The sequence below is a fragment of the Chryseobacterium suipulveris genome, assembly GCF_022811685.1.
Lineage (GTDB): Bacteria > Bacteroidota > Bacteroidia > Flavobacteriales > Weeksellaceae > Kaistella > Kaistella suipulveris.
Genome location: NZ_CP094532.1, coordinates 1,057,746 through 1,070,179, shown reverse-complemented (window position 1 = coordinate 1,070,179; position 12,434 = coordinate 1,057,746). Strand labels below are relative to the sequence as shown.

The following is a 12,434-nucleotide window of genomic DNA, read 5'->3' as shown; positions in this document are numbered from 1 at the left end:
CTTCACTGCGCTCGCAATGACGGTGGATTTTTTTTTGATTTTGTCTGATACTATTAAACCACCCCGTCAAAAATTTTTCTAAAAATTTTTGCCACCCCTCCAAAGGAGGGGAATTTCTACACGCCGAACTGATCGAGGTGGTGGTTGAGATGTTTTGCGAGCATATTGTTCCATTCCCGGGAAGTCATCACTCCGAAACTCAAATTCTCCTTCCCATCGAAAGCTTCTTTCCCAAGTTGTTGCACACGCTGAATGTTTCCGATCAGTTTTTTCTTTTCTTCCTCAAAATTTCTTTGGTCACCGATTATGAAAACCGGACTTGTCGGTAGATTTTGCTTATAAGGTTTGTCGTTCACGATTTTTGGTTTCACAAAACGCGACAACAGGAATTTGGCGATAAAGCTCGGCTTCTTCATTTTTTCAGGTTCGAAGATAAAGGAGTACGCTACATTGAGGTGGGCTAAAACCTGATCTGCGGACATTTTCCCCCACTTTCGCTGGGTTTCGGGAGTGAGTTTGTTGATTCTGTCGATGTAGTTCTGAGCGGTTTTTGCATCGAAAACATTTTCCATAGCAAGTTTTTTATATAACAAAAATAGTGTTTTTTTGGTTGAGTTTTTAAAGTAATTTAATACTTCCCTATTCTTTCCAACCCCAAGGTTTTTCGTTAAATTCTACAGGTTTTGTGAGGTCGAATGTTGCTGTAAAAAGTCTGTCGCTCCCGATCCTTCGAAGGTTATAGGTAAAAGTCTTTTCATCTAAAGTAATCCACCATAAATTGGTTGAGGCGTAAGAAATTCTCTGTGCCGTTTCTTTATCGGCGGGAAACATCTGCAGGTTTTCAAAACCGTGGTTGGAATTTTCGCCGCCGTATTGGGTGACTTTATCTTCGGTTCCGTCTTCGTGGCGATGATCGTGTTTCAAACGCAAAATCTGTTCTTCATTTTTAAATAAAACCCAGGTTCTGCATTTATCATCTCCGACATAAAACGGAATCCTGATGCGGTTCGGTTCGCAAGACAAAACCTGCATGACCAGCTTCTTTCCTGTAAAACCGTCACCTTCTTTTCCACCTTGGGTCACAGTTCCCTCATACGATTTGCCGCAATGTTTTTCGAGGTTGATCCAGAATTTCTGACTTTCGGTGAGTTTTTGAGAGAAGCCAACTGCCGACAGAATCATCATGGACAATACGAGAAATTTCTTCATAAGAATATTTTTGAAAGACATTTGGTTATGGAAGCAATCCTTTAAAGTTTATTTGATTTTAATGAAATAGGAATTTTCACGCTGGATGAGTTGCTAATTCATTTTTTGTCAAAAAATAAAACATAACTGCGAAGTAAATCGCATGAACCAACTGTGCGGTAATCGCTCCCCAATTCTCAATCATCGAACTTCCGAAAATCAGCAATGCCATCGTAAGCAAACCTGCGTAAATCGTGTTTTTGGTTTGCCAATTGGTCAGCAAAAGAATTCCGATGACCAACTCGACCAGCTGAAGCAAATAACCGAAAGGCAGCACCAGAAAATCGGGAAGCATTGAATCCTTGAACTGTTCAGCCATTCCTTCAGCAAAGGAATTAAGCTTTGGCAACCGAACCAGGCCATGTCCCAACATGCTCATTGCCATGGGAAGTTTCAGAATGAAAAAAGCAAATTTTGTATTCATGGGAGTATTTTTGTTAAATATATTAAAAAAATCCACCTCATTAGTGAAGTGGATTTCATTTTATGTTCAAACATTTTTTTATTCAGCGATCGTCACCCTCGTTCCCTGCGTATGCGCGTTCATCTGTGGTGCGTAATAGTTTTGCAGCGTAGTGATTCCGTTGCTGAACGTACCCGATGCGTTGCAGATGTAGTCGTACTCGAACACATATTTTCCTTTCGGCATGTACTGGATGTAGAAGTTGGTCGAAGCATCTTTGGTGCTTTGGTAATAACCCAAACCGTTTTTCCATTCGTAACCAGACAAAGCTTTCAGTGGCTCAAAACCTGCCGCTCTCATGTCTTTGATGTGGATGAATTCCATATTTCGGTCGGTGTTCAGAATCATTCTCACGGTCACTTTGTCGCCGACTTTCAGCGGAGTTTGTGGAGTGATTTTTTGCAGCTCCTCTCCGTTTGCGGTTTTCACTTTTCGATACAGTTCCTTGGTGATGGAAATGTAGGTTTCTGTTGATTTGATCTTATCCAAATCCTCATAATACTGCCAGAAAAGTCCACCCTGTACAATTCCGGGACCAGGTTTTGTTACGGTGACCGTTCCCAGATTTTTGTCGACATTTTCAGGTTTCACGGAAGTTTTTACATATCCCGTCGCTTTCTTGTCGAAGTTTTCGAGGGTTTTTCCGCCCCAAACAATCGTGGCTTGGTCGCTGTCGTTGGAAGTCCAGGATTTTCCTGAATTCAGAATCGTGTAGATTACTTCCGCTGTTCCGCGCGAACTGCCCCAACTGTTGACTTCTTTTTGGGTAACGAGCCAGATTTTCATTTCTTCGATGAAGTTCTGATCATTCGGTTTCAGTTTCTGGAATGCTTCCAAAGCTCCGGAGTGATTCACGGTTTTAGACGAATACCATCCCCAATCGTTCAGGTTCTGTTTCCAGTAAATTCCCTGTGTTTCGCTCTGGGTCGAGGTTTCCTTTAGATAAACCATGAGTTTGTTCGACAGATTCGTGAGTTTGTAGTCATCGAACAGTTTCGCGGCACGGTGCAGTCCGAAGAAGGTGAAGTCGGTAATTTTCGCAGATGGTGCTTTTTTGATGACTAAATTTTTCAGCGTTGCACCCTTTCCTTTCAGCGGATACTGGTTTTCCCAATAATGACGGGTGTCAAGATAATCCAGAACGTGGTTGTTCCAAACTCTTTCCTTGTCGATTTCCCAGTATTTATGCACTTCTGTATCGACATAATTCACCAGTTTTGCGACCATTTTTTTCTGGTCGGAACTTTGGTAATCTGCCACGTTTCCTTTCAGCCATTCGTTAATTCTTCCGAGATTTTTCAGGATGTAGAGCGAGGTGTAATACGAACTCGGATAACCTTGATACCACGAAAATCCACCATCGGGATTCTGAAGTTTTACCAGATCGCTCCAATCATTATTAATGGAGTTCCGCATGGTGTTGGCATCGAAAATCCGCGCCAGTTTTTCCATCTGTTCCGTTTCATTTTTGCTTTGCAAAACCCACGGAGTTTCCTCTAAAAGCAGCTGTTTCAGTTCCTGATTTTTTTCGAGGTTGGAAGTCAGCAAACCTTTGCTTTGATACTCGTCGAAAACGGTTTTCATTTTCGGGTTGGCTTTGAAGATTTCGGAAGCCAGAACATCGGCAAACCATTTGTTGAAAACCACATCTGCAGAATTGTTGGTGTCGTTTTTCAAACTCGGCAAAGCAAACATAATTTCCCAAATCGGGTTGGTTGTGAGTTCCAGCGTATTGGCAAAATTGGTTGCCGTTTTCGAAGTATTTTTGGCTAAATTTTCAAGCACGAAAGTCTTGGTTTGACCTTCTTTCACAAAAATCGGAACCGCGTCGGTTACCAACATTCGGTTAGGCAAAACGGCGATTGCTTTCTGTTCGCCGTCGGAAAATTCGCCTGCTTTCGCCACGATTTTTAAAATAATAGAAGAAACATCGTTCGGAACACGAAGTTTCCAGTTCACTACTGTATTTCCATTCTCATTTAATGAAAAAGGATTGGTGATGTTATAGCCTGCAGTTTGCGTTAGTTGGCTGATTCCAAATTTTTCTGTAATATCTTCGTTTGTAAAGGCATCCAAAATCTGTAAATTGGCGTAGCCGTTCAAAGACTTCGCCACGAGACTTGAGAGTTTTGTCTGAAGATTAATCTCGTCACCTTCGCTCAAAAATCTCGGATAATTCGGATTTACTGAAAATTCCTTCTGCGTTACGACCTCTTTTTCCAGATAGGCGCTTCTTGCATCTTTGGTGTGTGCCAAAAACATCATTTTCCACTGCGTCAACGCTTCGGGCGAAGTAAATTCAAAATTCACATTTCCGTCTTTGTCCGTCATCAGATTCGGATAGAAAAAGGCGGTTTCATTCAGGTTTTGACGGACTGGGATTTTTTCCAAGTTTTCTTTTGGTGCAATTTCAACTCCTGCGACTTTTGCTGAAACCGCACTGTCAATCCCTGCATCCATCGCCACTTCCGCTTTTGCCATCGTGCGCATCGGTGCTGGTGGTGCAGAATAATTTGCATCTTTAATTCCGCTTTGGTTTCTGATTCCACCCGCAGTTTCTACTTGCGGCGTAATTCTTGCCAATCCCGAAGATGCAATTCCACCATCAAACCAATTGAATTCAGGGAAACTGATTCCCTTCTGATTTAGATATCTTGAGCGTTTGCTGTAATATTCCTGCGCAAGGTTTTCGCGGATTGAATAATTATTCAGAATAAATAATTTCTGGTAAAGCTTTTGCCAGTAATAGCTATTCGCGGCAAAATTGTCCAAAGACTTGTCGTACATATTCGCCAAAACTTCGGCATTGATTTTTTCGTTTTGGTCGCCCAAAATCTTCACTGTCCATTTTTCTTTTTCGTTCGGTAAAAGCTTATCGCGGAAGGTGACCGTTTCGATGCGTAACGGCTTTTTGTCGGAAGCGATTTTCAAATTGACAGTTTCCGTCTGCACATCGTTGAACGCGACCAACTGGAACTGAACATTCACCTGATCGATGCTTTCATCTTTCGGGAACGAAACCTCATACTCCAAAACTCCATTTTTCAAGGTTTTCTGTTCGGTCACAGTTTCGCCGTTTCCATTTTGAACATACACCGTAACCATCGAATTTGGAATTGCGGAATACACATAAATTTTCGCTTTCTCTTCCCTTTTGAATTCCAGTTTTGGCTGAACGACTTTTAAGAAAGGTTTTTGGGAAACCGCCAATGATTTTCTGTCGAAGACATCAAAAATTTTTTCTGTTTTAATGGTGTCTTTTCCTTCGATATTGAAGAGTTCCAACTTGTAGGTTCCTGCATCCAACTTGCCTAATTCTAAAGTTTGAGGTTGTTTGACATCGTTTGAATTTGTTTGATTTTCAACACGGTCGAAAACCACTTTCTCCACTTTCCAGTTTTCGGGCAGATCGTTCTTGTCATACAGATCGTGCGGGAACTTTTGTATGAATCCAGATTTCGAAAACTTTGGCAAATCCTGAATCTGGGATTTGAAATTATCGCGCAAAACCCGATCCGGTTGCTTGAGTTTTGAAAGCTTTGCAGTGTAACTTTTTTGCAGATTTTGGTCGTTGTAATTCTTGGTTTCGACCTGCACTTTTATTGGCTCATCGGTAAAGGTATCTTTAATATCATCAGTTGTGATGTAATGCGAAACCGACGCAACCTTCACATTTTTCACGGCAGACTGCGTTTCACCGTTGATGTCGGTCACCGATGCGTTGATTTCGTAATTGTCGATCTGGATTCCCTCCAAGGTTTCATCTTTTTTCAAATCGACTTTGATGGTAAATTCACCTTTTTCATTGGTTTTCACTTCGCCAAGAATCGAGTTTTCATTATCGTCTCCGCGCGGAAACCACCAAAAATACATCCATCGGATATTGCGTTTTTTGATTTCATAATTGACCGATGCATTGCTCAGCGGAATTCCCGAAAAAGTCGTCGCCTTTCCTTTCAGTTCGATGGTTTCGCCATATTTGTACTCATTTTTGATGGGCTCAAAATTCACTTCGAATTTCGGTCTTTTATATTCTTCAACCCTGAAATCTTTGTAGGAATCCACCCTGTTTCCGTGGATTTGCAGAGAAAACTGTCCGTTGAGTTTTCCTGTCGGAAGTGTAAATGTCCCGTTGTAGGAGCCGAATTCGTTGGTGGTAAAATTCTGTGAGGAAATTTCCTCGCCATTCGCGTCGTGAAGCGAAATCTTCTGCGAAATTCCTGCAGCAACGCTTTCCTTTTTGTTTAAAAGCTGCGTGTTGATGACTTTGAAATAGACGGTTTGTCCGGGTCGGTAAATCGCCCGGTCTAAAAAAATCTGTGCCGAACTTCGAGATCGGTTTACGTAATCCTCGTCATAATACTGGTTTCCGTAAACCTGGATCAGATTGAAATCATTGGTTTTCGGTTGCTGCACGAGGTAGAAACGGTAATAGTTTTTGTCTCTGGACTCAGGAAGCTGAAAAATTGCCGAACCGTCGGTATTCAGAGAAAAATTATTTACCGCGGTTCCTCTTGAATATTCATAAAGTTTCAATCCTTCGCTTGGAATGGAATTCCCGTTTTCGCGGTTGACTAATTTCAGTTGGTTCTCGGAGATTTTCCGCTCATTTTTCTTGTTGTAAATCACCCTGGAATTGGTCGCGATGAAATAAAAATGTTCCTGAATCGCGTTTTCCACGACATATTCCGCCATATAAATTCCCGATGGGAGCGGCTTGATTTCGAGGGAAGTTTTATGGTTTTTAAAATCCTTTAAATCCTGAAGATCAAAACTTTCCTTTCTCACCAAAGTTTTTTTCACTGCAGCGAAGAAATTTTTGTCGTAGGAATTGGACACGTACCTCAGAAAATTGGTGATGTCGCTTTTCACCTCATAAATATTCAGCGAAAACTGGTTAACGTTTTTCGCATCTGCCACCAAATGGATCGGCAAATTAGGTTGGGTGTGGGTTTCGAAATAAATCGTGAGCGACGGATTGACGATCGCATTTTCACGGTTCAGAATATTATTCAGAAACTTGGATTTCGAGTACTGATTTTTTGCGGTATTTACCCAAGTCAAAGCTTCCGTATATTTTTGTTTTTGTGTGAGTTCATCAATGATATCCGCTATCAACATTACCTTGTAATCACTTTCCGGAGCGGAATTGTAAAGATTCTGCAGTTGTGCAAGTCGGTCTTTACATTTCGTTGCAGTACAGTTGTAATCGAGTTTTTGATGTTGAAAATACAACTTTGAATTTCCACTATTTTTGGCAATGACCTCATCATAAACCGAATTGATTTTCGGATGGTTCACCTTCAGTTCGTTGGGTGTGAAAAGTTCTTCATTGCTCAGGAAATCAATCTCTTTCACTGCATTCCATTCGTAAAGTGTCGGGAAATATTCCAAATCTTCCGTTCTGTGAAAAATTGCTTTGTAGCGGTCCATCGAAATCTTTTGCAGTTCCGCTTTATTGCTTTCCAAATCTGCAAAATGCTTGGTCAGATAATTTTTGAAGTCGAGTTTGCTCCAGGTCTCGATCTTTGTAAAATCCTGATTGTCGATATAGGTTCTTTGGTTGATCCTCCATTGATTCTGTCGGTAGTAATCGTGAAAAAACTCTCCCAAAAGCACCTGGTAAATCCATTTATCCTCCCCTTTCAGCGATTGATCGAGTTCGGATAATTTTTTGAAAAACTGCGTTGAAGCGTCGTTTTGGGGATCATCCACGGTTTGGTTCACGATACTGAATTCCGCTTTCAGCGACTTGATTAGCTGCACGGCGTTGCTTTCTTTCATAGCGGTTTTTTGGATTTCTAAAATAATGGGGAGGTTGGATTTGTACAAACCCTGCTTGTAATTATTTTCGATTTTCTTCCACTGGTCGTCATAATATTTTTGCCCGAAAATTGGGGTGAAAGAAACCAGGAAAAGAAAAACCACGAAAAGTTGCGTAAATTTTTTCATAAAGCTTTTTTTGAAGATGGAGGCACCAAAAACAGATGTGGCGCAGTCAGTACTGTATGGATTTCAAATGTGAGAATTGGTTAAATTTGTTGCAGAATGCAGACATTAAAGTTACTAAAAAAATATGTGGTCGAGAGTCAGATTCTTGTCGCTTTGATGGGAACACTGTTTGCCGTTTTTTTCATGTACGAGCAAAATATATTCCGTTTTCCGACGGTGGTTTTGATCTATATCACCTATTTCAGCGGTTATCTTTACACCAAATACCAAAAACATCGGCTATTTAATAAAATACTGATTATCAATGTGATATTTGGAATCGCATCCATGATATTAATTTTTCTTAACCATAACGAAATCCGTATTTTCAAATGGTTGGTCATCGTGGTTTTGGGACTTTTGTACAACAGTTCTTTTCTGGATTCCTTCGTGAGAAAAATTCCTTTATTTAAGGTGTTTTATGTAGGATTAACGTGGGCTTTGATCAATTCCTGGCTGATCTTGCCCGAATTTCATTTCAGTATTTTCCTGATCAGTTTATTTTTTATCACTGCACTCGTTTTACCTTTCGACATCCGTGATATGGATGTGGATGATGTCGTAACTTTTCCAAGATTAATCGGGGTTCAGAACACGAAATACTTTGCTTATGTTTTGGTTTTTGCAAGTTTGATGATTGCGATATTCTTTTTGAACACCGACTTTGCATTCGTCTTCTTCTTAACTTCAACCTTAACCTTCATCCTTATCTATTTTTCAGAAAACTCCAACCGGGAATCATATTTTTCTTTCTGGGTTGAAAGTTTGAGCGGACTGCCTCTGATTCTGTATTGGCTAACTAAAATTGATTTGAAATAAAGTAATCTTGCTAAATTTTTCGTTGCGCTCGTTGCGTTGAAAAATTCTCGCAACGCCAAACAAAGATTTTTCTTCCACATCAATCTGCTTTTAGGCTAGACAAAGGCGCTAACGCTTATTTTTCAGACAGACAAAGAAATTAACGTGGAAAAAAAACATTGTTTATCTTGGCTAAGCATAAGCGCCTTTGTTTGTCTTTAAAAAGTGCGCAATGCAGAATGATTTTCCTTGTATTGCCTTGCGAGATTTTGAGCATTGCAGGTGCATTCATTGGATTGCACAATCTATTAATTTGCTAAGAATTCTCGCAACGCCAAACAAAGCTAAATTAATTTTCGTGCTGCATTGATAAGCTAAACAAATCGCAGATTCGCCGATTCCATTCATTAATAAAAAGATTGATGGAAAGGCCCTATCGCTTATTGAAGATAGACAAAGAGCAATTGCAAAAAGCTTTTACTAAAAAGAATGATGCCTTTTGTAATAGGTTATCATGAAGTTTTTGTCTTTCTCTGCTAAATAAAATGCCTTGGCTCTTGAAATATGGAGTAATTTTGTTAAATTTTTCGTTGCGTTCGTTGCGATAAAAAAACCCGTACTATATTGGCTTATTTATTGATAACCGTTTCCCAAACCTTTTTTCTTTGAAACTAAAATTCTTTTTTTTCTTTTTGTTATTGTTGAGTTTTTCCACTGTTTCGGCGCAGGAGAAAAAAGATTCGCTGTACACCAAAATCGAAGAATTCTCAGACAAAAGAAAAGTCACCAAATTTCTGCACCGCTTTATTTTCAGAAGAGAAGCCGATTCCGCATCGGTAAGTTCTGCCATTAAAAAAAATACTGAGAACAACTACAAGGGAAAATTCATCAGAAATACTAAAATCGAAACCATCGATCCGTTCGGTTACACGAAGGAACAGCGACAGGAAGATTCGAAATGGTACGACCGACTCGCCGAAAAAGTGCATATTGATTCCCGAAAATCGACCGTGAAAAATTACCTGATGTTTAAGAAAGGGGAAGAATATGATCCGCAAAAAATTTACGAATCCGAACGATTGCTCCGTACTAAACCTTTTGTAAACCGCGTCGATATTCGAGTAATCGACAGTACTTCGACGAAAGATTCGGTGGATGTTCGCGTGAGAGTTCTCGATTCTTGGAGCTTGAAACCTCAGCTGAGTTTTTCGGGAAGCAAAATCGGCTTGGGAATTCTCGAGCAGAATTTCATGGGGTTAGGTGATGAAGTGAACCTGTACTACACCAGAAATTTTAAGGAAAAACAGGACCACGTTTTCGGAAGTTATACCGCAAACAATCTTTTCGGCAGCTTTATCGACGCCACGATTTTAGGCGAAAGAGATTTTGTAAACAACGAGAGAATCGGTTTCAGTGCGACCCGCGGATTTTTCTCGCCGCTTACTCGATGGGCAGGAGGTTTTGCGTTCGAATATTTTAAAAGAAAAGTTGCACTGCCGTTGGAAAACACCTATCCTTTCCCGGAAGTCCAGATCAAGGTTTACCGCCAGGATTGGTGGGGAGGTTACCAGTTTCCATTAAAGAGAGAAGATGACGGCAGGATTTCTAAGAACATTGCGGTTTTGGGCAGGTTTCAGAATTACCAGTACAAAGATTCGCCGGAAGTTTACAACAACAGCTTTTTCAGAACTTCGAACAGCATTTTGGCTTCCGCTGTTTACACCGACCGACAATACCGTGTACACAAAAACGTCTTCCAATACGAACTTCCTGAAGATATTCCGTTCGGAAAATCTTTGGGCTTGACCTCCGGAATCGTCATTGAGGGAAAAGAAATTGTTCCTTATGGCGGCATTTCTGCGTCTTTGGGGGAATTTACGGATTGGGGATTCTTCAATGTCAAAGCGCAATACGGAAGATTTTTCCACGACGAAAAACAGAACCGCGACGAATTCCGGATTGACGGAACCTACTTCACCCCACTGCAAAACTGGAAATTTGCGAGGGTTCGCCATTTTTTCTCACCCACACTCGCGATCGGAAACCAGCACTACAATTACTCGTACAAAGACAGAATTAATCTTTCCGCGGCAGACGAGTTCCCGATGTTCAGCGGGGATTTCATCGGAACGAAGAAGCTCATTCTGCGATACCAGATGCAGTTTTTCATCAATAAAACCTGGAAAAACTTCCATTTCAATCCTTATCTCACGACCGCTTTCGGCTGGCTTTCCCAAAACGGAAACTCACTTTTCAGTGCGCCCACTCAAACCAAAGTCGGAGTCGGAATGCTGATCTACAATCCGTTTCTGGTGTTCAACAGGATCCAGGTTTCCTTTATGTATTACCCGAAACTTCCGCTCGACAACAAACCTGGGTTCGACTTCAACCAGTACAGAAGCGACTACTTTCCGATCAGTTCTTTTTCGACCGATGTGCCACATTTCGTAAATTTCGGCAATTAAGATTCTCGGCAGAAATCTTTACCTTTACTGAAATTTTTGGTGATAGTCAAGTTTGATTATTACTTTTAAAAATAGCGTATTTTTCACGCAAAGATTTATACTAAAAACGAGAAATTTAGAGAGCAAAGAAAGAATTCGCAAGCGAATTTGATTAAGAGAAAGCTTCAAAACGAATTTATTCGTCATCTTTGCTTTCTAATCATAAGCTAAATAATAGTAAACCTTTGCGTTTTGAAAGAACTCCAAATGCGCACCAAGTTTAAAAAAATATGATGTCGGAAAATTTCTTTACCATTAAATCTAAGAAGCAGAAATTTCCTTCGTAAAGAACTTCAATTAATGATCATCCAAAAACTTACGCTCGCCAACTTTAAAAACCATTCGCAGAAATCGTTTGAATTTTCGCCGCAGATCAACTGCTTTGTCGGAAACAACGGCGTCGGGAAAACCAATGTTCTGGATGCGCTTCACTATCTTTCCGTGGGAAAATCTTTCCTGGGAAATACCGACTTTAACAATATCAAGAACGGTGAAGATTTCTTTGCCATCGACGGTGAAATTTTTGATGGGGAAAAGGAGAATATCATTAAAATCCAGCAGCCGAAAGAAGCGAAGAAAATCATTAAAAAAAACGATAAACCCTACGATAGAATTGCGGACCACATTGGTTTTTTGCCGAGTGTGATTATTTCGCCCTACGATTCGAACCTGATTTCCGATTCGGGAGAAAGCCGCAGAAAGTTCCTCGACTCGATGATTTCGCAGACCGATTCCGAATACCTTTTCACGCTGATTCAATATCAAAAAACCGTTCAGCAGAGAAATGCACTTTTGAAAAACTTTGCCAAAAACCGATTCTTCGACAGCGAAAGTTTAGAAATCTACAACGAACCGCTCATTAAATTTGGAATAAAAATTTTTAATAAAAGACGAGAATTCATCGGTTCTGTTGCACCATTAATTCAGAATTATTACCAGATTATTTCTAACGGAAACGAAAAAGTTTCGGTAATATACCAATCCGATTTGGCTGAAAACAGTTTTGAAATTCTCATTAAAGAAAATCTTGAGAAGGATCGCATCCTCACCTACACTTCACGCGGAACGCACAAAGACGACCTGCTCTTTGAAATGAATGGTTTTCCGCTAAAAAAAACTGGAAGTCAGGGACAACAGAAATCGTTTCTCATCGCGCTGAAACTTTCGCAAATGACCAGAATTAAAGAATTGACGGGAAAAACGCCGATCCTGCTTTTGGACGACATCTTCGACAAACTCGACGATTCGCGGGTTTCGCAACTGATCGAACTTGTGAACAAGGAAAATTTCGGTCAGATTTTCATTACCGACACGCACCGCGAAAGAACAGAAAGCGTGGTGAAAAGGATCAATGAGGAGTCGAAAATTTTTGAGATATGACTTCATTTGCCGCATTCTGTCCAACAAAATATTTTTTAATTGCTTAACTT

The 12,434-nt window shown here is 40.4% G+C and carries 7 protein-coding genes; 3 read left to right on the top strand and 4 right to left on the bottom strand.

Annotated features, from left to right (window positions below):
• Positions 1–116 precede the first annotated feature (116 nt).
• From MTP09_RS04985 to MTP09_RS04970, 4 genes are all read right to left on the bottom strand, one after another.
• Positions 117–572, bottom strand: a complete 456-nt coding sequence (locus MTP09_RS04985; RefSeq protein WP_243550924.1) for a DUF1569 domain-containing protein — start codon at positions 570–572, stop codon at positions 117–119.
• Positions 573–639: 67 nt separating this feature from the next.
• A complete protein-coding gene (locus tag MTP09_RS04980) occupies positions 640–1,209 on the bottom strand; it encodes a hypothetical protein (RefSeq protein ID WP_243550923.1) in 570 nt (189 codons plus the stop codon).
• A gap of 76 nt (positions 1,210–1,285) precedes the next feature.
• Entirely contained in the window at positions 1,286–1,672 is a 387-nt protein-coding gene (locus MTP09_RS04975; RefSeq protein WP_243550922.1) for a DoxX family protein, read from the bottom strand.
• 78 nt (positions 1,673–1,750) lie between these two features.
• Positions 1,751–7,663: an alpha-2-macroglobulin family protein gene (locus MTP09_RS04970; RefSeq protein ID WP_243550921.1), complete on the bottom strand. Its 5,913-nt coding sequence runs from the start codon at positions 7,661–7,663 to the stop codon at positions 1,751–1,753.
• Positions 7,664–7,759: 96 nt separating this feature from the next.
• Between MTP09_RS04970 and MTP09_RS04965 the strand changes: the two genes are divergently transcribed.
• The 3 genes from MTP09_RS04965 to recF all read left to right on the top strand — a co-directional run bounded on the left by MTP09_RS04965 (position 7,760) and on the right by recF (position 12,384).
• Positions 7,760–8,521 carry a UbiA prenyltransferase family protein gene (locus MTP09_RS04965; RefSeq protein ID WP_243550920.1) on the top strand — a complete coding sequence of 254 codons (762 nt, stop codon included), beginning with the start codon at positions 7,760–7,762 and terminating at the stop codon, positions 8,519–8,521.
• A 644-nt stretch (positions 8,522–9,165) separates the two neighbouring features.
• The gene (locus tag MTP09_RS04960; RefSeq protein ID WP_243550919.1) at positions 9,166–10,965 is read left to right on the top strand and encodes a BamA/TamA family outer membrane protein; all 1,800 of its coding nucleotides are present in this window, start codon (positions 9,166–9,168) and stop codon (positions 10,963–10,965) included.
• Positions 10,966–11,304: 339 nt separating this feature from the next.
• Positions 11,305–12,384: a DNA replication/repair protein RecF gene (recF, locus tag MTP09_RS04955; protein WP_243550918.1), complete on the top strand. Its 1,080-nt coding sequence runs from the start codon at positions 11,305–11,307 to the stop codon at positions 12,382–12,384.
• Positions 12,385–12,434 lie beyond the last annotated feature (50 nt).

Coding starts and splice junctions, on each gene's coding strand:
- MTP09_RS04975 (WP_243550922.1), bottom strand. CDS start 1,672: ATGAATACAAAATTTGCTTTTTTCATTCTGAAACTTCCCATGGCAATG.
- MTP09_RS04965 (WP_243550920.1), top strand. CDS start 7,760: ATGCAGACATTAAAGTTACTAAAAAAATATGTGGTCGAGAGTCAGATT.
- MTP09_RS04980 (WP_243550923.1), bottom strand. CDS start 1,209: ATGAAGAAATTTCTCGTATTGTCCATGATGATTCTGTCGGCAGTTGGC.
- recF (WP_243550918.1), top strand. CDS start 11,305: ATGATCATCCAAAAACTTACGCTCGCCAACTTTAAAAACCATTCGCAG.
- MTP09_RS04970 (WP_243550921.1), bottom strand. CDS start 7,663: ATGAAAAAATTTACGCAACTTTTCGTGGTTTTTCTTTTCCTGGTTTCT.
- MTP09_RS04985 (WP_243550924.1), bottom strand. CDS start 572: ATGGAAAATGTTTTCGATGCAAAAACCGCTCAGAACTACATCGACAGA.